Source organism: Saonia flava, assembly GCF_011927795.1.
Lineage (GTDB): Bacteria > Bacteroidota > Bacteroidia > Flavobacteriales > Flavobacteriaceae > Saonia > Saonia flava.
Map to the genome: position 1 here is coordinate 1,691,548 of NZ_JAATJJ010000001.1, position 22,291 is coordinate 1,713,838.

Annotated in this window: 16 protein-coding genes; 4 read left to right on the top strand and 12 right to left on the bottom strand. The window is 33.9% G+C overall.

From position 1 onward, the window contains the following. Positions 1-85: 85 nt before the first annotated feature. Together GGR42_RS16950 and GGR42_RS07450 are read right to left on the bottom strand one after the other, a co-directional pair. Positions 86-220, bottom strand: a complete 135-nt coding sequence (locus tag GGR42_RS16950; RefSeq protein WP_262887095.1) for a hypothetical protein — start codon at positions 218-220, stop codon at positions 86-88. A gap of 166 nt (positions 221-386) precedes the next feature. Continuing rightward, the gene (locus tag GGR42_RS07450) at positions 387-1,529 is read right to left on the bottom strand and encodes a response regulator (RefSeq protein ID WP_167962416.1); all 1,143 of its coding nucleotides are present in this window, start codon (positions 1,527-1,529) and stop codon (positions 387-389) included. A 275-nt stretch (positions 1,530-1,804) separates the two neighbouring features. Between GGR42_RS07450 and GGR42_RS07455 the strand changes: the two genes are divergently transcribed. Genes GGR42_RS07455 through GGR42_RS07465 form a run of 3 tightly spaced genes read left to right on the top strand, consistent with a single transcriptional unit; the run spans position 1,805 to position 7,639 of the window. Next, on the top strand, positions 1,805-4,891 hold the full coding sequence (locus GGR42_RS07455) for a hypothetical protein (RefSeq protein WP_167962418.1): 3,087 nt from the start codon (positions 1,805-1,807) through the stop codon (positions 4,889-4,891). 1 nt (position 4,892) lies between these two features. Then, on the top strand, positions 4,893-6,113 hold the full coding sequence (locus GGR42_RS07460; protein WP_167962420.1) for a hypothetical protein: 1,221 nt from the start codon (positions 4,893-4,895) through the stop codon (positions 6,111-6,113). Next, complete coding sequence (locus tag GGR42_RS07465) at positions 6,110-7,639, top strand: glycoside hydrolase family 2 TIM barrel-domain containing protein (protein WP_167962422.1); 1,530 nt, start codon at positions 6,110-6,112, stop codon at positions 7,637-7,639. The genes GGR42_RS07460 and GGR42_RS07465 overlap by 4 nt, the downstream gene beginning before the upstream one ends. A gap of 56 nt (positions 7,640-7,695) precedes the next feature. On the opposite strand, the gene GGR42_RS07470 is transcribed toward GGR42_RS07465, so the two are convergent. Together GGR42_RS07470 and GGR42_RS07475 are read right to left on the bottom strand one after the other, a co-directional pair. Further along, positions 7,696-8,931 (bottom strand): glycosyltransferase, encoded by a 1,236-nt coding sequence (locus GGR42_RS07470; RefSeq protein WP_167962424.1) that lies wholly within the window; start codon positions 8,929-8,931, stop codon positions 7,696-7,698. 35 nt (positions 8,932-8,966) lie between these two features. After that, on the bottom strand, positions 8,967-10,205 hold the full coding sequence (locus GGR42_RS07475) for an oligosaccharide flippase family protein (protein WP_245201410.1): 1,239 nt from the start codon (positions 10,203-10,205) through the stop codon (positions 8,967-8,969). 571 nt (positions 10,206-10,776) lie between these two features. Here GGR42_RS07475 and GGR42_RS07480 point away from each other — a divergent pair. Further along, positions 10,777-12,834 carry a tetratricopeptide repeat protein gene (locus GGR42_RS07480; RefSeq protein WP_167962426.1) on the top strand — a complete coding sequence of 686 codons (2,058 nt, stop codon included), beginning with the start codon at positions 10,777-10,779 and terminating at the stop codon, positions 12,832-12,834. A 542-nt stretch (positions 12,835-13,376) separates the two neighbouring features. Here the strand turns inward: GGR42_RS07480 and GGR42_RS07485 are convergent. The 8 genes from GGR42_RS07485 to GGR42_RS07520 form a co-directional block, all read right to left on the bottom strand. Continuing rightward, positions 13,377-16,226: a DUF4114 domain-containing protein gene (locus GGR42_RS07485; protein WP_167962428.1), complete on the bottom strand. Its 2,850-nt coding sequence runs from the start codon at positions 16,224-16,226 to the stop codon at positions 13,377-13,379. 122 nt (positions 16,227-16,348) lie between these two features. Then, positions 16,349-17,059, bottom strand: coding sequence for a LytR/AlgR family response regulator transcription factor (locus tag GGR42_RS07490; RefSeq protein WP_167962430.1), 711 nt, complete (start codon positions 17,057-17,059; stop codon positions 16,349-16,351). Positions 17,060-17,066: 7 nt separating this feature from the next. Continuing rightward, positions 17,067-17,387, bottom strand: a complete 321-nt coding sequence (locus GGR42_RS07495) for an Hpt domain-containing protein (protein WP_167962432.1) — start codon at positions 17,385-17,387, stop codon at positions 17,067-17,069. Between the two features lie 2 nt (positions 17,388-17,389). After that, positions 17,390-18,448 (bottom strand): sensor histidine kinase, encoded by a 1,059-nt coding sequence (locus GGR42_RS07500; RefSeq protein WP_167962434.1) that lies wholly within the window; start codon positions 18,446-18,448, stop codon positions 17,390-17,392. After that, positions 18,448-19,581, bottom strand: coding sequence for an FIST signal transduction protein (locus GGR42_RS07505; protein WP_167962436.1), 1,134 nt, complete (start codon positions 19,579-19,581; stop codon positions 18,448-18,450). The genes GGR42_RS07500 and GGR42_RS07505 overlap by 1 nt, the downstream gene beginning before the upstream one ends. Before the next feature lies 1 nt (position 19,582). Next, the gene (locus tag GGR42_RS07510; RefSeq protein ID WP_167962438.1) at positions 19,583-21,178 is read right to left on the bottom strand and encodes a PAS domain-containing sensor histidine kinase; all 1,596 of its coding nucleotides are present in this window, start codon (positions 21,176-21,178) and stop codon (positions 19,583-19,585) included. Further along, positions 21,168-21,713, bottom strand: coding sequence for a heme NO-binding domain-containing protein (locus GGR42_RS07515; protein ID WP_167962440.1), 546 nt, complete (start codon positions 21,711-21,713; stop codon positions 21,168-21,170). The genes GGR42_RS07510 and GGR42_RS07515 overlap by 11 nt, the downstream gene beginning before the upstream one ends. A gap of 76 nt (positions 21,714-21,789) precedes the next feature. Beyond that, on the bottom strand, positions 21,790-22,191 hold the full coding sequence (locus GGR42_RS07520) for a response regulator (protein WP_167962442.1): 402 nt from the start codon (positions 22,189-22,191) through the stop codon (positions 21,790-21,792). Positions 22,192-22,291: the final 100 nt, after the last annotated feature.

A 22,291-nucleotide genomic window follows, 5' to 3' on the forward strand; every position in this document is an offset into this window, starting at 1 on the left:
GCAATCCTTTTTTATTTAGCTTTTAATTTTTGTGGACATTTAAACGGTTAACGAACACTATTTACTTTTTTGGAACAAAAACCCTTTAAGCAATATGGGTTTTTAAATCCAAAATAATTTCTTTTTGGTTAATGCTTATGTCACATAACTGATAGGTCTCTCCAAAGTCATTAGTTTTAATGAATCCAATGTACTTTTTTATTTTTTGCTTCTTTATCATTTTGAATGGTATTAATTAATACCTCAAAAATAGTTCCTTCAACAAATTAAAATTAATGGATTTAGTTGGTTGGAAAGTTTGGCGCGTTTAATGGTGAAAAACTGGAGTTAAATAAAAAACGCACCCTTTAAAAAAGGATGCGCTTTAATCAAACCAACTATATCTACTAACTATGATAATGAAATGCTATTTTGGCCAATTGTCCTACAATTTTAACTGAGTCCTTCATGGAAAGTTTGGACCCATCTGCATGTATCCATCGCTTCAATGGCTGCTCACAAATTAGGCTCTTGGCTTTTTCTTTTCCATAATGGTTTCTCATTCTCATAAAAATTTCAACATCAAATAACCATCTGGTAATAAATTTCTTAGTGAACAATAAATCAACTATATCCTTATCCATTATTTTGGCACCACATTGGGTATCGTTGAACTCCATTCCCAAAATTCGTCTTATAATAAGGTTTATGGTCTTACTAATTATTTTTCTTGCTGACTCCTTAGTAATGTTTGCACCCATTCTGCTCATGCGAGAGCCACTTACTATTTTAAATTCGGAGTTTTCCAATGTTTTGACCAAGTCATCAAAATCTCTAAAGTCAGTTGATAAATCTGCATCCAAATATCCTATGTAATCCAATTGGGGGTCTTTTGCCAAATGAAGCACACCCTGTCTTACGGCCTCAGCTTTACCTCCATTTTTTTCACAATCATATATGCTTATGGTATTTTCATGACCTTTACGCAGTTCTTCCAATACTTTTAGAGTATTATCCGTACTACCATCATTTACAAAACATAAGTGATACCCAAGGTTTTCGTAAGCAAAGTCCTTAAACGCCTCGCCAGACAATCTTTCCTCTTCATTATAACAAGGTATAACAACACCCACACAATACTGTTGGAGCATTCTTGTTTTTTCCTTTTCCGAAGATGTATTCCCAGTTACTTCATTCCCCAAAATCCTCTTTACCCTAGCAGCCACTTCACTGAGGCTTACCGGCTTTTTCATATAATCATCTATTCCCAGGTCAAAACCGCTAACTATAATGTCATCATCTGTATTTCCAGACATTACCATAATAGGCGTTTTGGATTTTCTTTTGGTTCTAATATGTTTAACCACATCCAGCCCAGACATATCGGGCATATTTATATCGACTATGACCAAATCTGGTTTAAAGGAGTCAAATAAATCTTGCCCAGCTTTTCCCCTATCCGCAGTTTGCACTTCGTATCCCAATTCAACTAATCGCTTCTCAAGGGACATTAGGATTAGTTGTTGATCATCAATAGCTAAAATCTTCATAAGTATTTGGTGGATATTGTTAGTTACTTTATACTCTTAACCGAGAACGATATTAATCTTATATCTTGTTAATTGTTCCATAATTAAGATGAATGCCCATAATGGCTAGTTTACTGACTATGTAGTATAGACGATTGGAAATTTTATATCGAAATTCATTTGTGTAATCTTTTTCTTTCAAAATAACGGAATATATTCTTTATTATTGTGATTCTTTTTCTATATTAATATTATTATCTTTATCTAAAAGATATTATTCCTACATATACTTCTGAATGAAGAAAACCAATACTCTTTTAGTCCTTGCACTAATTGTTGGCATTGCATTTCATGGTTCTGCTATTTTTTTCACCCTTGAATACACCTATGATGCACTGATACATTTGTTTTTTGCCGATCATTATGCCAATAGTTGGTTTGAGCCGTGGGATTTTAGGTGGTATACTGGATTTACGGTCCAAGCCTATCCCCCTCTTGTACATCAGGCAATAGGTTTACTGTCCCATATTGGTGGTTTAAAGTTTGGTCTTTTCACAGTTGGCCTACTAGCCATAATTCTATTTATTACTGGGGCCTATCGTTTTGGTGTTCTTATAACTGGTGACAGAAAAATTGGGGGCTACACAGCCTTGTTGGCAGTTTTTTCTTCCACTTTCATAGAAACACTCCACATTTTTGGTCAATTACCAAGTATTGCTGCGCTTTCTATTCTTATGCATGCCCTTCCGGAAATATATTTATGGCTTAAAACGGGTAAATACAAATATTTGCTTACATCTCTTTCTTTGACAGCTGTAGCGGTTACCTCTCACCATGTAACCCCAATATTTGGTATGGTGTTCTTTATTTTTCCGCTCATTGGAATGGTAATTATGGACGATTCCATGGACCGGGTGAAAGATGTAAAGAAAATCACTTTGAAAGTGTTTTTAATTTCATTTAAAAAGCTATTTTGGAGAATCGTAACTTTTGGATTTTCTTCTCTTTTCTTAATCATCACCTGTATTTTGCCCTATTGGATCAACTCCAAAAACAACCCAATAACACAGGTCCCTATTCCACATGGTTCCCGGGACAACTTTTTAGAAGTGACTTCCTCTGGATTAGTGTTTTTTGTTATTCCATGGGGAATTCTTCTGTTTATACTGCCCTACTTTATGTATAGGTTCTATAGCAAAAGATATTTATTTTTTGGACTTTCATTTTCAATGTTGACTTTATTGGGCACCGGTGGCACCACACCTCTTCCTCTAAAACTATTGGGTGAAACGGCCTTCAATATTTTAACCTTGGACCGCTTTACCTTGTGGGCAACCATAATGGCATTGCCCATATTTGGAGAATTCATGTACAGAATTGTAGAGGGGGATATAAAAACCTTGATGCAAAAAAAACTTGGTTCCGTGTATCACCGCATTATGGGTGGTGTAATCATTGGAGGAATGTTATTTATGGTGATATTCACAATGAGTTTGGGTTACTTTAGACCCTCCCAGCCACAAAAAATAAAAATGTTGCCCATTGTAAATTTCTTAAACCAAGACCAACATGACAAATGGCGATATTTACCTCTTGGATTCGGGGATCAAATGGCATGGTTATCAGCACAAACCAAAGCCATGACAGTTGATGGCAATTATCATTCGGCCAGAAGATTGCCAGAACTTACAACAAGGGCTATAGAAAGAATAGAAAATTCCAAATTTAGGGGGGTTGAGGGCATTGGATCACTACAACAATTTTTAACAGTACCAGAAAAATATAACCTCAAGTACATTTTCTCCAATGACAAATTTTATGATCCTATATTGTATTTCTGTGGATGGCACCGTTTGCAACAATTGGAAAATGGTATAATGGTATGGGAAAAATTAAATGTTCCACCTTTACCCAGCATTATCTCCAAAGATGATGTTTCTACCACATTAAAACTTATGTGGGGAATTATTCCTTTATCAACCGTCTTAATTGCTTTTATTATCAATATTCAATTGATATGGTATAGAGTTCTAAAATCAAAAAAAATAAGTCCCCCTGATTATATGACCTATAAAAAGGATTACAAAAATTTTCCTTTTGGGCTAGTTATTATAAATCATATTTGGGCGGCAATATTGTTGCTTTGTCTAGCTTATGGCATGTACCTATTCTATATAAAGAATACAACCCAAATATCTCCCGATAACGTTGTTAAGGCCTATTATGATGCTTTAGATTTTAAAGAATTCCAAAGGGCACATTCTTATTTGGACCCAGAAAGTGATGTTACTTTAGCTCAGTATATGTTAGAAGTTTCTGTAACAGATGGTATTCTAAGTTCATATGCCAAATTAGATTCTATTGGCATTGAAATTATAGACAAAAAGAAGAAAAGTGCGAAAGCTAAAATTAGCACACAATGGATAACACCTTTGGAAAAAGTTTATAAAAATTATTATCATGAATTACTAAAAAGAAATGGTCAATGGTATATTAAGCCTTCTAAGTTAGACAATGATATACCTCCTGATCAGCTTTTTGTGGCTAATGGCTCCACTTTTTATACCCATGGTAGACGTCGAATTACAACTCAACAAACACACCATGAAGATATTTTAAAGCAACCGCTTTTAGAAATATTATCAGCCAAATTAGTACAACTAAATGGTCAGTATAGTATTATTGGTGAACTACAAAATGTTGATGATGTACCATCAGATGTTGTTTTAAAGGCAACTTTATACAACGATGATAATACGGAGCTGGCCAACTTTAATGCAAAATATCATATTAAACATAAGTTGATGCCCAAGGAAACCACTCCTTTTAAAATTAATTTTGAAGGTATAGCATGGTCTTCAACAAAAGATACTATTCCTCCAACATTTAATCCTGATGAATTTACACCAATTAGCTTGGAGGAACAACCAACTAAATTTAACCTTCAATGCGCAGGAAATGTAGCCATTACCGACCTGTATAAAAGTGTATCATTACAAGAGTTGGAATATACTGACCATGGCATAGAAGGATCTTTATTTAATTCGGGAATACAGGAAGTCACTATACCACAATTATTAATTTCCTATTATAGTTCCGATGAAGAATTAATTTGGGTAGATCACCAATTTTTAATAGATGGGGTTAGAGTCCAACGTAAACAGTTTTTTAATTACCACCCTAGGGACATTTCCAATATAAAATTAATTAATTCCAATATGGAAAATTGCTTTATAAATGGGACATTAAATTCGGAAATAGCAGAAAAAATAAATCCGAATAGAAATAAGGAACATATTATAAAGCAGTCGCAACCTTTTAAAGGAAATGGATATGATTTTATAAAATTTGATATTAATAGTTATATAGGAAATCCAAAATAGGATGAGGTTAAAACATATATTTTATATTCTATTATTTACTACTTCTTTATATACATTAGGATATAAAAGCAGTGGTGACTCACCTACATCCGTTCTTAAAACAACAAAAACAGATTATATAGCTGGTGACCCCATAACATTAGAATTTGAAGCCAACACTTCACTAGATCTAAAGTTGATTCTTAAAAATTCCAATGGAACAAGTATAGTTGAGCCATCTAAAAATGGAAACAAGCATCTTTTTGTTATTCCAAAAAATTTTACAAAAAAATCTGGCCCTTGTTACTGGAGGCTTCTTTTTAAAGGACAAATAACTTCTCAAGGAATTTTAAATATTACTCCAAATATGGACAACCCCGTCCATATAGAATCATATTTTGGTCCTAGATCCATAATTGCTGGGAATAAAGATTATTCTATGTTGGTTGTAGTGCCAACTGACTTATATGACAACCCTGTACCAAAAAGCACCAAGGTAAGTGTGAAACATCAATTTGAAAATAACATTCAAATTGATAGCATATCTACTGGAAATCTGTATGCCTCAAAAATGATTTTCTCTACTGAAAAAACAGGAAGAATCTTGGTTTCCTCCTCTTGTGAAAATATAAACTCGAAAGAATTTACCTCAAAGGTATTTCCATCTACTGCAATGAGTTTTGAAATTGATTACAAAAGGGAGCATAAATTCGCAGATGGGAATCAAGTTGTGGAATTTTCCACATCCATTATAAAAGATAAATTTGATAATGTCTTGAGTAATGGCACCATGGTCTACTTCATAATAGAAAATAATGATGGTTACCAACTAAAAACAATGGGAACCACACTAAATGGAATAGCTAGTGCCAAAATGTTACATCCCACTCAAAAAGAGTCATGGAAAATCAAGGCATATATTACAGGAGCTTCTGAAAGTAATACTCTAGAACTAAATTTTGATGCTGCAATAAAAAATTACAAAGTTCACATTTCTGAAAACAACAGAGAAATTGTTATTGGTCCATTAGAAAGTTTTATGGATCAAGTAGTGCCCGACGGCATTCCAATTAAAATGGGCATTTATGATTTAAACAAAAAATTAGTGGATACCAAAATAATTACTTCTCGTAAAGGAATGGGAAAATTCACTTTGAGCAACGATTTTTTTTCACATGGAAACTATTTTTTAGAAATTAAATCCGCAGGTATTACAAAGAAATTCAATATAGAATTAAAATGAGCAAAAGAATAAACAGGAATATTTATAGAAGTTTATTAATACTTTCATTTTTAGGAATCAATGGTTTAATTCTATTTGGGTTAAGCACTACCTTATCCTATTTAAATAGTGGAGCAGACAGAAGTTCAATGCTCCATTTGGAAGCCAATTTAGATGAAAGTTATCTTCCTAAAATGAATTGGGACAGGGCCAAAAATTTAGGAAGGCCAATTGGAGATCAAACTTTAATGGAAATTGAAAAAGATTATTTAAGTGCATGGCATGTTCGCAATATGGCTTATAAAAGCAACGACCCCTTTGGAATTCATGATTATTATACGGATAGTGCAAGAGTAAAGTTATTTGATATTATTAATCTTAATAAAGCAAATGATATTGAATTAAACACAACAACATTGGCACATAATCCAAAAATTGAATTCTATAGCACTGATGGAACTTTAGTTGTAATATCGGACAATAATGTTACATCCTATGAAGAAATTTATAAAGCCGATAAGTTGTTGGTTAAACAAAGGGACACAACCAACTATCAGATTATGATGCTTCTTGAAGATGGATTTTGGAGAATTCGCCATTTAGAAATTAATTCCAAAGAATTGGAAACCGTACAATTGGAAACCCAAGACTCTATTAATAGGGTTGAAGATATAAATTCAATTAAGGGAGTAAATTATTATCCAAAAGATAGTCCATGGGATATGTTCGGAAAAAAATTTAATGATAGTATAATAGATGCCGATTACAAATTAATAAAGAGTATGGGGCTCAATACCATAAGAATATTTATACAATATGAAGATTTTGGCAAAGCCAATGTTTTAAAAGAAAAATTGGACAAACTGAAAGTAGCACTTGATTTAGCTCAAGAAAATAATATAAATGTCATTGTTACATTATTCGATTTTTATGGCAATTACGATGTGTCCGATTGGACGATTACTGATAGACATGCTGAGCAAATTGTTACCATTTTTAAAGACCATAAAGCCATAATTGCATGGGACATTAAAAATGAGCCAGATTTGGATTTTGATTCAAGAGGAAAAGAAATGATATTGGCCTGGTTGGAAAATATGATTCTTAACATTAAAAATTGGGACAAAAATCACCCTGTAACCATTGGGTGGTCCAGTCCCCAAGCAGCGATTAATTTATCCAAAGAGGTAGATTTTGTTTCCTTTCATTACTATCAAGACCTCAATGCTTTTGAATATGCCATGGACAATTTAAAACTAGAAATCCCTAATAAACCTATTGTGCTACAAGAATATGGAATTTCATCGTATAGTGGTATTTGGAATTTATACAAAGGATCTGAAAAAAAACAAGCAGCATATTATGAGCAAATACAAAAGGTTATAAAAGAAAAAAATATTCCATATGTTTTTTGGACTTTATTTGATTTTGAAGAAGTGCCTGTAGATGTGGCGGGCAGATTACCTTGGCGAACAAAAAAACAACATTACTTTGGCTGCATTGACAAAAAGGGTAATAAGAAAGCTTATTTTAAACATTTAAAATAAAAAAGGGAGCAATAAGGTAATTTACCCCGCCCCCTTTTTTGCCTATCCACCTAAAATTATTTTTCAAAGTGCAGCACTGTTTTTTTCTCTACCATAAGTTCGTTCGAACCTTTATACTTCTTCTTGCTTATTTTGTTAAAGTGGTCCAAATACATTTCTGTTATTTGTGACATTGGCAAAGAACAAGCAGCTCTATAATTAGCCATTCCTAAGGCCCTTCTATATGCATCGTTAGAGATTATATTCTCTATCGCATTTGCAAGTGATTCAGAACTATCGGCATCGAAAAATTCTCCCTTATAACCCTCCTCTTCAATTAATGTGCTCAAATCTCCCAAATCTGGCAATGCAACAGCACAGCCATAGCTCCCAGCTTGGTGCAATACTCCGGAACTTCCTGTGGTGGATGTATATGGGAATACTGTCACCGCACAATCCCCAAAAATCTTTGGAACATCCTCTTCCGCCACATATCCTGTAAAACGTAGATTTTTAACATCCTTATATTTCTGGGCAACTGCATCTAAATAACCAGGTGTATTGGGGCTATCTGTCCCTGCAATCACAATTTCCATATCCTCATCGCTTCTACTTCTAATTTTCTCAACGGCATCAATAAGAATTTCTACTTTTTTGTACGTTCCAAACTTACCAAAGGCCATAATTTGCTTTGGTCCTTTTGGAAGATTATAAGTGGGTTCTGGTGGAGTTTCAAAAGCACCGTGTGGTACCAAAGCAATATTCTCTGCTTTATATTTATTTTCCAAAATGGTTACATATTTACTTATGGTAACCGCAACCATATCAGAGGCCAGAACAAATTTTGTTAATGTAGTTCCTATAAAATTATATATTTTTTGAAGTATTTTGTTTTCAGTGAATCCGGCATTCTCCAAATCTACTTGCTCCAATATATTGTGCAATAAGGATATTGTTGGTATTCCCTTTAACTTGCATATATATGGAAGTAGCAACCCAAGTGCGGCAGGTACTTTTTTGTCTCCAAATTTTAAAAACTGAAGATTGAAGAGAACAGCATCCGGTTTAGTTTCGGAGATGGCTTTACCAACACTATAAATATTTTTATAACTGTTAAAACTCCAACATTCTTTGACCGTTATTTTGCATCCCTCTTCCTCAAAAGCTAAATCCTTTGCTCCCTCTGTATGATCACAGATCAATACCAACTCCTCAACTTGATTTTGTAATCGAAAATGTTTCACCAAATAATACCCATACTCTGTCAAGGTTACTTTACTCGGAGGATATGCAGTTACAATTGCTAGTTTCATACTGTTTATGTTAGGTTATATGTGTTTAGAATTAATTACTTAATAAGCCTTTTACTGGCGAAATATAAAAGTTGCACCCCCAATAATATGGCCATGGCTATTATTTGGACAAAGACTACCATTTCCAAATTTTCATGAAAAAGTACCACCAAGACTATTTGTCCCATGCCCAATAAACCAGAAATGATGACCGGAACATATTGATCAAGTGACAAAAAGTAATAGGCAAATATGTTAGAAATAGCAAAGAGCGATGTGGCCAAAGCGTATTTCCATAGTAAACCCGCCATGGCTAAATATGCTTTACCAAACATTAGGTTAATAATAAGATTTGGAAAAAAGAAACATACCGTAACAATGGATATGGATAATACACCTATATATAAAACATATTTAAAAAGGATAGGGGCTGTTGCTTCACCATCCTTTTGTTTTTGAATGACTGTAGGCAACAACAACATAACAAACATCCACGCTACAAAATACACTACTCTTCCTATCAAGGCCAAAGAAGCATATAATCCAGCATCCATTGCATCAAAATAATGCTTCACCAATAATATATCACTGTTGTTTATGATTATCTGAGTTAACTCATAACAAGCCGTGAGCACCATAAATTGGGATACTTTTTTAGCATTTTCTGGTTTTAATACCCCTGTGTTTTTTAAAGAGATTCCTTTTAAATCTGAAGGAAACAATCCAAAGAAAAAAGAAAGTAATATCCCTATGGCGACCAAAATTCCGGGTTTCATGGGGACCACCAATAAAAGTGCTAATGTCAACAACAACCTACCCCACATTTCTGTTTGATAAGTAAGGGACAATTTTTTAAACTTTAACTGACCTTGATAGGTTCCACGATTAACACTCATAAAAAAATAAAAGGGTATTCCAAAACCAAAAGCTATAAACATCCAAGGACTTTCTGCGTTGAACAAAGTCTGCAGATTTTTGGAAAAAAGAATTATTAAAATGCCTACTACAATTCCAAAAACAGTAGCCCATTTGTAACTTTTATTTTTAAAAACCCTCCATTCGACACCTGAAAACTCTACTGCAAATTTTGCTGTCGCCAATTGAAAAGTCATTCCCACAAATGACAGTACAAGCAATAAAGTGATTAATAGAGCCGCCTCTGCAAATGCCTCAGGCCCCAAAAGCCTACCTAACAACAAATTATATAAATAATTTCCGCCATTTACCAACAACACACTACCCATGAACAGTTGTTCTGGCGTAATTTTTTTTAGGACAAGTTTAATGGCGGTCAATAGTTAGTATTTAATTATTATTGTTTTGAACAAACTTTATATTATAAACGTGAAATCTGTATAATATTGTAGTCCATTTCTTTCTTTTATAAACATTTAGGGTTAGGTTATTTAAAAAAAGGGAAGCAGAAACCCACTCTACTTCCCTTGCACTCAACCTAACCTAAACCATTATACTTTATTTGTGCCTATTTATTGGTTAAAAACACTAGCTAATAATTTCAAACTTATTTTTTAAAAAATTGCGGGCACATTTTCTACATTATAGCCTATGAACATAAGTCGGGGGACTTAACTATATATAGCCTTTTCATTTAAACAAAACACCAGAGGCATTTTAATTATCACAACCCGCAATTAGATTGTTTTCTTAGGCAAATATCATATGCGGTGTCATACTTTTCTTTCAGTTTTCGATGGATGGAAGATTGGTGTAGACCAATGAACAATTACTACATTCCAAGTTCATATTTCCATATATATCTTTATTCTGTTCTTATTAGGACTTTAAATACTAATAATTACAAAACTTTATCGTTATATTTTGTAGTAATTAACTTACATAGATTTTATGTCAAAAAAAATTCTTTTTCTTTTCCTATTTATAGGTTTCACGGTATTGGGACAAAATGATATGCAGCCTGGGTTTAAACTATTGGAAACAGGGCAATTTGAAGATGCTGAAACCTTTTTTAAATCTTATCTTGAACGTCAGCCCAATAATAAAACAGCACAAATATGTTATGGTAGAGCAGTAGGGCTAAGTGGCAACCCATTAGAGGCCAATACTCTTTTTTCCAATTTATTGGATACTTATCCAGGGGATTTTGAAATTCAAATTAATTATAACGAATCCTTTCTTTGGGCCAAGGAATTTAAAAAAGCCAAGCCACTATATAAGAAATTGGTGGAGGAGTATCCTGAAAATTTTGGTGCCGTACTGGGCTATGCCAATACATTGTCCAATTTAAAGGAATATCAAGAAGCAACGGATTGGGTAAATAGGGCTTTGGAAATAGACCCTAATAATGAAAGCGCCAAAACATCTAGAAAATATATATATATGGGACATGCCAATGAGCATGTCAACAATCAAAAGTATGAGATTGGCAAAAAATTGCTCAATAAGATATTTAATGATTTTCCAGAAGACAAAGACGCACTTTTGAATTTGGCAAACTTGTACCTCATTATTAAAGAAGTTGATAGCGCTATCCATACCTACAGACGATATGCCACATCACCCAAAGATTCCATTACAGCTTTAAATGGGATTGCTTTGGCATACCATATTGGGGAAAAAGACAAAGAAGCTCTTAGGATAGCCAAAAATTCAAGAGAAAAGGTAATGGTCTTTAAAGATTACGAGCTTAAAGAACGTACTCATGAACGGTATGTCCAAGCCTTGATCTGGAATAGAAAATACGGAAAGGCCAAGGAGGAAATAAAAAAACTCGAAACCCAATATAAAGATAGGGATTGGATCTATTCGCTAAGGGCCACCTTGGGAATGTATACAAGTAATTTTAAGATGAGTATAAATAACTATAATGCGATTTTGGTCAAAGACAGTGCTTCCTTTGATGGTAATTTAGGTAAGGCCAATGCCCTTTTTGCCTCTGATAAAATTATTCCATCCTATAAAGCTGCCTTTCAAACCTTGGAAATATTTAAAAACCAAAAAGACGCCTTATCCTTTATAGAAAAACTAAATACTAAATATACACCATATGTAGAGGAAGTTGTAAAATATACATTTGACAATGGTAAAAACACGGCCTTTTCCAGTAATACAACTGCCAGTGTTCCTTTATCCACTAAACTATTGACCACCTTGTCCTATGAATATAGAACAACCGAAAATACCTTAACCCTAAACAAGGCAAATTCTCATGTTATTTTAGCAGGAGCTACCTATAAGTTACTCCCAAAAACGAACATAAAGGCCTTACTGGGAATTAATAACTCTAGATCAACTGATAACACATTTACCCAACCTATAATGGATTTTAAGTTACAGTTACAACCTTTAAAACTACAGAATATAGAATTAGGTTACCAGAGAGAAGTACAGAGTTTTAACGCTGATCTTATTGAAAGAGAAATTGTCCTGAACCATTATGGACTTGCCTATAATCTAGGCACCAATATAAATCTTGGATGGTATACACAGGCCATACATACCCAACAAACGGATGATAATACCCGAAATTTAGTTTTTACATCCCTCTACTATAATATAATGAGAAAGCCTGCCCTAAAAATGGGCCTTAATTACCAATACTTATCTTTTAAAGATCAAGTACCAACTATTTATTTTAGCCCAAGTATTTACCAAGCTGTTGAAATTTTTGCAGACATTCGAGGGGATATTTCCGAAAAGACCAAATACATGGCCAGTGCTGCAACAGGTATACAGAAAGTGGAACAGGATGATAAAACATCCCTTTTTAGGGCAGAAATTGGTTTACAGCATCAATTCTCCAAAAGATTTAGCAGTAATTTATATGGTAAGTATAGTAATATTGCTTCTGCCACGGCCGCAGGTTTTGAGTTTACAGAGATTGGCTTAAAATTGAAATGGCTTTTGACCAAAAAGCCATTGTTTTATAAGAAATTAAATGATTAATGGACTTGTATTTTGCACAAACAATAATCGACCAAGTAAAAATCAAAATGTGGTTGTGCTAGTGTTCCATAAATAAAAAAGCTTACATCTAAGAACGGTTCTTTTTCTGACTACCAAATACTTACTTAAGAGGAATCATCTACAAACTTATAATCTTCTATACTAATCAAAGCAGTATTGGAAAAAACTTCTTATTTGGCTGTTCTAAGTATCTCTAAACAATAACCTCAAGCTGTAATATAGAATACATCTTATATTATATTTGCGACGATGGCCCAACTCTTATATGGTTTTTAAGTATATAGCTAAATAAGCAACTTGTATTAATTTAGCATTAGGCCTTTGAGAACATTGGGCAAACCTTGTCTTCAAAAAGCAAGAGGATTTGTTTTAATCTAATAGGAAGTAACAGGTATAAAAAGCAGAATAACCATGCAATAATTGCATGGTTATTCCTCAAACATGGTGATGACTTATGTATTCCATCTGTGCCCTCTTACCAATGCACAGGTCATCACCTCAACAAACACCAACCAAAATCTTTAATTCTTTATTAATTTACCTTGATAGGTTCTATTATTTACCATATCCACCAGTGTATATACATACATACCATTGGACAAATTATTCGCTTCAAAACGGACAGATTTTTGATCGTCCATAGTATGTACCACTTCCCTATGTATCACTTGGCCCAATAGGTTGGACACCATCATTTGCACCTCATTCACTTCTTGAGGAAAGCTAATAATCACATATTCAGTAAATGGATTGGGGTAACTTTTTACACCAAAATTTTCAGTTTCAATCTCTTCTTGCACAACACTTTCTTCTTCGGTTGGCATTACAAGCATCTCTTTATCATTTAAAGCCATAGCCTCAACTTCTAGGTCAAAGGATTTAAAGTTCTCATAATCTCCTTGCACTGAAAATACAACCGTTCTTAGTTTAGTAAAGTCCATAGATTGCCCCAAATGGTTTTTAAATTCACTGAACATAATGCTTGTTGGGGTTAAACTATCATTTGCAACAATAGTGGTTCTTAACCTTTCTTCCCAAATATCTGTTGCATCTGTAACCAAGCTAATTTCCAAATCTACATCGCTTTGTAATTTAAACTGTAAACGATCATAATCTGTAATGTCCAAAACCAAATCCCCAGCCAAAATATTTCTAAATACATTAATGGTACCTTTTACCTGCCCTTTTGCAGAAACACTTCTTTCCACAGGATACGCAGAAGTACTGTCACTCTCTACTTCCGCAAAGATTTGAAAATCCTCAATACTGTCTATTGTACTGTCGTAATCTACTCCCCAAGGACCATCGGCTAAATAAATAGCATCATATTGAAATGAATTCTCCGCCGTTATGGATAGGCCTATGTCAAAAATAAAACCAGGTTCAACCACAATTTCTTCATTCCATGCACCCGACAGTGTGTACATTTCATTCATGTTCTCCAAGTCCAACTGCTCGGTCCTTTTAAAATTACCATCCAAATTCATCCATTGCGCATTAACCTTGTTTACAATGTTAAGATGTAATTTACCTCGTTTATAGAACCCACTTTGGATAAATACTGTGGGAACAATATTGTCCTGTGAGTTTTTGGCCAACTGCCCTTCTAATTTTAGTTGTTTTAATATGTTGTTTACGATTGTGGTTACCTGCCCCATGGAGCTGCCCCATACCTGAAAATTTAGATAATCTCCAGCTGGGTATTGATCTAAGTTCCAAAGGCTATACAATGTATTTCCACCATCTTGTTTTATTGAAAATGTCAAGGCATATTCCACATCTCCAGTAGCTCTCTCTATTTGAGAGTACACCAATTTATATCCTTGTAAAGTTACAGTTCTAACATCCAATAACTTTGAGCTATTAAGACGATCACATATGGTTTTGGAGTGATCATAAACTCCTCCTTTGGTCTCTGTTGCCAATGCCGCTGTTACCCGGTCTTCTTCTTGGTAATAATCAATAGAGAATATATTTACCGCATTCGTAATCTCCAACAAATCTTCTGGACTGGAAACATAAGTTGTTTCCGTTCCCAACATACCTGTCTGTGGAAAGTAAGAGTCCAAGGTTCCAGATTTGGCACCAATAGACTTATAGGTCTTCTTTAAATATTTTCTCTGTGCCTTTTTTGTATTCTTGGAAGTTCCTTTCTTATTTCTTGTAAAGTTTCTTTTCGCAATAAGTGTTGCCAAATCGCCATTGCTTTCCAGACCACCATCATTTGCTGAGGAAATTGGAGTTGCATCCGTAACACCTGCATAATTTGCAGTTCTTAAGGCAGTGTACGGGTTTGCTGTCACATAAAATATAGCATCATTAAAATCATTGTCACACCAATCTAAATCTCTTCTCACATCCTCAAAACCAAGGATAATTCGCTCGTTGTCCGGGTCTTTCAACAATACATTATGATGCCTTAAAGTCTCATCACTCTCAGGGTTAAAATCTGGATTGGAGTATACTTGCCAAATATCATGTGCCACTTCCTTACCATTCCAGGCATTTGCTAATAATACCCAACCAATACCAGTACCTGCAGTAAAGGTTCCTATTTTAACTTTATCTCCTACTTGCAATCCCCCTCCTGCTCCAAGTTCCGAAGCATTTGGATATATAATGGTAATATCCTCTTGATTGGGAACTGTTGTTGGTGGATTATTTATATCATAGGTATAATATCCCAACACGTTTGTATATCCAGCTCCCTCAGTAATAAATGTGACCCAAACATCTGCATTATCGTCCAAAATCAAGTCCGTATCATAACCAGATGTAATATATTGAGGATTGTATTCTGGAACTGGGAAACTCTCGGGGAGAGAATTGTTAATTGTTTCCAATTCTGACTCTGTAACTACATCTCCTGGCGTTTCCAAGTACAAGGGTGTTCCATCATTATCATATGCACCTAAATATTGATAATTAAATACATCACTAGATGGTAAAATTGTAATGGTATTTTCTGGCCCCACGCCCCAATTGTTTACCGCTGCCATTGAGCTTCCCGTATTTCTATCCACTAGTTGGACCATAACCAAAAATACCTCTGGAGCTATCTCTTGGCTGGTTTCATTAAATCCAGATAAATGAATAGATCCATTGAATGTGGAGGACGATGCTGAAGCAGGGACGTTTACACTCTGCCAGTGCATACCTGTACTCCAATTAATTTGGCTACCATTGTTTTGAGATTTTAATAAGGCTATAGAAAAATAGGCATCTACATCACTGACATAATCAATGGAAAAATTTATAGTTTCACCCAACTCAATTGGATTTTGTTGAAAACTAAAATTAGAAACTGCTCCTGTTTGGGCAAACCCGAAAGAAAAACAGCTTAATAGGCTAATGAGTAAAAATTGTTTCATGATTTGGGATTTAATATTGAACAAATATCACAACTACTTATACAAAACATCTGTAGGTATAGATGAATAACATTTTACTATAGTTGGATATAATCTTACTGTCGAGTGGCTATTTTATAATCTTATAATAAATTTAATCTTCTCATTAACTCCGGTCTATTGGACCTGCTAATGGGAATCACATTTTTTCCTATCAAAACACTGTTGTCCTCAATATCAATTATTTTAGTGAAATTTATTATAAAGGATCTATGTATTTGTAGAAAGATGTCTTCTGGCAATTTTTGCTTTATTTTTTTTAATGTAGAATGTACTGTGTAATTTTCCTTTTCAGTTTTTACATCTATATAATCCCCTTTTGCTTCGATCAATAAAATTTCATCAAACTGTAATTTTATTAATCTTCTATCTATATTAATGTATAATTCTTGCCCTACTGAGGAACTTTTCTCTTCCTTGTTTGCAATGACCGGCTGTTTTGCCATACTACCCTTTACTTTTAGAATTGATTTTTCAAATCGTTCTGGAGTAATAGGCTTAACCAAATAATCCACAATTGCCTCATATTCATATGCTTCAATGGCAAAATCTTTATCAGAAGTGGTCAGTACAACTCTTGGCGGATCCTTAAGGGTCTGCACAAAATCAAATCCTGAAAAACCTGGCATATGGATATCCAAGAAAATAACATCAACAGTTTGCTGGTTTAAAAATTTAATGGCGTCCATGGCATTGGAAAACTGGTCAATTACATCCAAATCGGGTATATTTTCACTTAGTTTTGCAACCACAGCTCTTGCCATTGCTTCGTCGTCTACTATTATACAATTCATAGTTGGATTATAATGTGTTTACAAATTTTTGTACTCCTTCTAAAATGCCCTTAAAATCCCCTTCAAGTATTGTTTCCCCTCTTTTTAAATCTTCTTCATATCGTACAGCAAGTCTATATGCATCTTCTAAACCAAAAATATTTAGTTTATGCTTTAACTTATGCACTATCTCCGCTGTTTCAAATAATTTATTTTCTTTAACCGTATTCTCATAGGTTTCTACCTCAACAGGCAATTCGGTTTTAATAATATTAATAAATTGTTTTTCAAAAGCCTCATCATCACCCGATAATTCTTTTATATATTTTAAATTAGGCGTCTCTTTCATTTTTATTTTTTTAAGGTAAAAAAGAATGTAGTCCCTTTATTTACTTCAGAAGTCAACCAAATATCCCCTTCATATAGATTGACTATTTTTTTAACCAAAGACAACCCTATTCCTGTGGCACTATAATTATCTTCTAGTTTTTTGAACATGTCAAAAATATTGGCCTTATACTGTTCTGGAATTCCCTTGCCATTATCTTTAACGCTAAACTCCCAAAAATCATCCTTATCCTCCACATCTATAAAAATCTCTCCACTTTCCAAGTGCTCTGAAGCTGAAATAGCATTAGTGATTAGATTTTTGAACAATTGCTCCAATGTAAATTTTTGAGCCTTTAAACTGGGTAATTTTTTAGAACAAGAAATTGACACATTATCCGGTATGAATACCGTATTTTTAATTTCATCCACGAGTAAATTCAAATCCATCTCTGTGGCTTTCTCTTCTAACGAGTCTATTGTAGCATGGGTTAAAATACCATTGATTAATGCATCCATTTTAGCCAAATTTTGGAATAAAAGGTCAATATTGGATTTACTACTATCGGTAAAATTTTTGGCATCGTCTTCCTTAATCCAGTTCAAAAGAGCATCCATATTTCTTATTGGTGATTTAAGATCATGCGAAACCATATGGGCATAGTTGTTCAATGCTTCATTCTGTTGCTCCAAATTGGTCAACAACACATCTTTCTCACTAGTAATACGTGCTATTTCTTGTGCTTGATCCTCAATATCCTTTGCCAACTTTATTGGATCAAAAGATTGCGCCCTAAACATAGCTTCTGACTCAGTATTTGGATTATTTCTATATAAAGATACCATAGCCCCCTCCAATGCCTGAAGTATCTTTTTTTGGCTTTCTGCTTCCTTCCTTAACTTGCGATTGGCAACAAATAATTCCTCTGAGCTAATTGCTGTTGCCCGCTGAATCATCATTACTTGTTCATCAAAATTTTTATAGGAAGATTCCACTGATTCCAAAAAAACCTCTATTTCCGGATTATTTGAAAGATTCTCCGGCAGATATTTTCTAATCTGTCTCTTTAATAGTGAATGCATTACTCGCTAAAAAGGGTTAAGGTCATCGTTTGATTATGCAATTGACATTTACTCTGTCCGGCAAAAGGAGCTATTTCCCCATAAGAATAAAAACCGGTTATTTTGGCGTCTGCCCCTATAGTATGACTAACCTCCTCTATTTCCTCCTCCGTTCTTTGATCCATCACCAATTTTCTGCCCACACAACTCACTAAAATAGCCAATTCTGGATTGTTTTTTCTATCTCTCATGGCATACTTCGCTGCCTCAGACGCTCCCTCAACTATATCATCCACCGTCGCCATCATTAATTGTACCCTTGACTCCTGCGGAACATCACCAGCCAATATCATTGAATTTTGCTCTTCATCAATATTTAATATTGTTCTAACAATAGGTTCTTCATCTATTTTGCTCCATACTTTTAATGGGTACAAGAGTGCGGCCTGTGGTAAATCATTTGCTTTATCCCCCAAATACGTTTTGTAAAGATCTAATGCAGGCTGGCCATCTATTTCATAAAGAATATTTCCTTCAGATTTTGTTACGACTCTTTCTGGTCCAAAACCAGTCCAACCACCATAATTGGCCGCTGTTATTTCTAAAGTATCACCGTAAAAACCAATAACAATGACTTCTCCAATTTTAGGCTCTTCATTATAGGAGGCCAATGTCTTTTCAAATCTAGCATCATCACCACATAACCCTCCACTTATACTTACTTCTTTATCAACAATTTCTTCAATAGCATCAATTAAAGTACTGCCGTTCACAGAGCTTCCTTCAGATATCACCAAAACATGTTTTAGGTCATCTAATGACAATCCTTTCATTAAGGCATTCCCCAAAGCACGAATATCATTGTCAAATGATAGCACGTTTTCCCTGTTAATAATAAAATTACTTTTCTCGAATTGAATTGCAGTCAAAACAATACTTCCATCATATACCGAATCCTCCAATATCTCACCAGATGTACTTCCATAAACTATATGGCCATCTGGGAACAGGCTTACAACCTCATCATGTATCTTATTCTTTTCAAATGCATGACGGTTTCCAAAAACTAAAACCAAAGGTTTTTGTAGAGGTTCTTTTTTAGAAGTAAAAATCCAATCATTTTTAGATTTCCTTTTCGCTTGTAATATTTTCATTTTATTTTTTTAAGGTAAAACTAAAAGTGGTTCCTTTCCCAATTTCACTGTCCAGCCAAATCTCACCATCATAGAGATCAATTATTTTCTTTACAATGGACAAACCTATGCCAGTAGATCTCTCTTTGTTTCCAATGGACTGAAATATTTTAAATATTTTTTCATGATATTCTTTAGGTATCCCTACCCCATTGTCTTTTATACTAAATTCCCAATGCGAAGGGGTTTCTTTGCTGCTTACGGAAACAAGACCTTTCTCTTCTTCAATATGTACAACGGCATTTCCAATTATATTCTGAAAAAGCTGGTGTATTTTGGTCTTGTCGGCAAAAATTGTTGGAAGTTTGTTTAACGTCTTTACTTCCACATGGTCCGGAATATATATAATGTCCCTAATATCCTTAATTACTGTATTAACATCAACTTTGGTATTATCAAGATTGTCACTTTTAATAGTGGAATATTTTAATATCCCATCTACAAGTTTATCCATTGCCTCAACTTTCTCCTGCATTGCCTTTAGCTGAAAAACACCATTTTCGTCCAGAGAGCTGGCATAATCCTCCAACAACCATGTTGACAATGCACTAATACTACGTAAGGGAGATTTTAAATCATGTGAAACAATATGTGCATATTCTTGAAGCCCTTTATTACTGGCTTCCAGCTCTTTTAATAATTGTTCTTTTTGTTCTTCAAGATTTCTCTGCTCTGTAATATCCTCAATGATTGCAACTTGATATCCCTTTTGTTTCTTTTCTTGCTCTACCCTACTTATAAGAGTTTTGGCCAAAAACGTAGAACCATCCTTTTTATAAAACCTTTTTACCAGCGAGTAATTTTCTTGATTCTCACTAGGTTCAAAATTGGATATCTCTTTAATAGAGGTAGAATTATTACATGTCATCGAAATTTTGTCCAATGAAAGCTTTTTTAGTTCTTGCTCTGTATAACCAAATAAATTCACGGAGGCATTATTAGCCCTAATTATTTTGTCGTCGACAGTAAGTACAATCCCAAGTGGAGAATTTTCAACTATAATGTCCAATTGTTTTCTTTTCTCGGCCAATAATTTTTCTATTTCGTCCTCTTTGGTGATATCTCTTATTACACCCTGGGCAGCAATTGGCTTTCTATTTTTATCATATATTATACTGCTATTGACATGAATAAATTTTTCATTCTTGTCCTTGTCTAATATTTTGGTTTTGTAATTTTTTAGTTCGCCTACTTCATATAATTTATGAAAAGATTCTTGGGTATATTGTACATAATCTTTATGAACCAAGTTCATAAGATTAATTTCTTCTATATTATTATCATACCCCAAAAGTTCTTTAGCAGCACCGTTCATCCTTAAAATATTCCCCATAATATCCATAACAATATAGGGGTCTATAATATTATAGAAAACACCTTCGAGTTCAGAAGTCTTTTCCGAAAGCATATTTTCTAACCGCTCATTGGATTCCTTTAACTGATTTGTAGCATCATAAAGTTCTTTGGATTTTTCCTCCAAAATACGTTCGGCCTGTAAACGTGCTTTTTTTTGTCGTTCCAAAGCCTTTTTAAGAAGGGTCACTTCTTTATTCTCCATCTTGGACAATATTAAATTTGACTTCGGTCCCATTTTCATTTAATAATTCAAAATTAACTGTTGCTGTTTTATTAAAATGCTCAAAGGACTTTTCAATAAGTCCGTGTGCCAAACGATATAATCCTCTTGATGAAGAATATATCATCGTTAAGGAATTATCTGTTTGCTCCAAGATTTTAAAGGTGGGCAATTCCGCATCTGGATATAATTTCTTCACATGCAGATGTATATGGTCTTCTATGGAATAAATTAGACTTAATGGAGAAGAATAACTCTGAATAACTTCTGGATGTGCTTTACTCAAACCATTAAAAAGATATAAGCCAAAAGCATATATTAAGTCATCCACCGGAGCTTTAACCTCCTTACTTAAATTGGTGATAAGACTTACCATTTCATTAAATTCGTAGGTGCCAACAGAAGTATAAATACCTTCAGAGGGTAAATGGGAGTTTTCAATAATTGAATCAGCAACCTCTAATCCAAATTTTTCTTCCACCATTTCCAAAAACTCAGTAAAAACTATTCCTTTCATTTAAAGTATTTTAAAAATTAAATGTAGGAAAATATGTACTTTTTTAAAAAAAAATGTTGTAAAATTACAAAATCTGTTAGGCCTTGACCAATTCATTGGTGTCCCAATATTCCAAAACCTTTTTTAATTTATTCTCGTAATCCTCATATTTTAAAGGCTTTATAACATATCCCGCAATACCAATTTTATAACATTCCAATAAATCCGCTCTATTTTCAGATGTTGTCAAAATAATAGTAGGTAAGTATTTTAGTACATCATCTTCTTTAAGGATTTTAAGAAATTCCGTACCACTCATTCTTGGCATGTTTAAGTCCAGCAAGATGATATCTGGCAAGCTCGCTCCCGATTTTAAAATATTTAAGGCCTCTTCCCCATTCTTAGCCTCTGTTATATTATGTTTTAATTGTAGCTTAGAAACAGTTCTATTTAGTTTCATAGTTTCAATTGCGTCGTCTTCAATAAAAAGAATATCCATAGTACTTCACTTTAGATTACAAATGTGACACTTATATAATGAACATACCTATCTAGTGTAGGTGAATAGCATTTAAGTGTAGATGAATGGAAAAATGGTA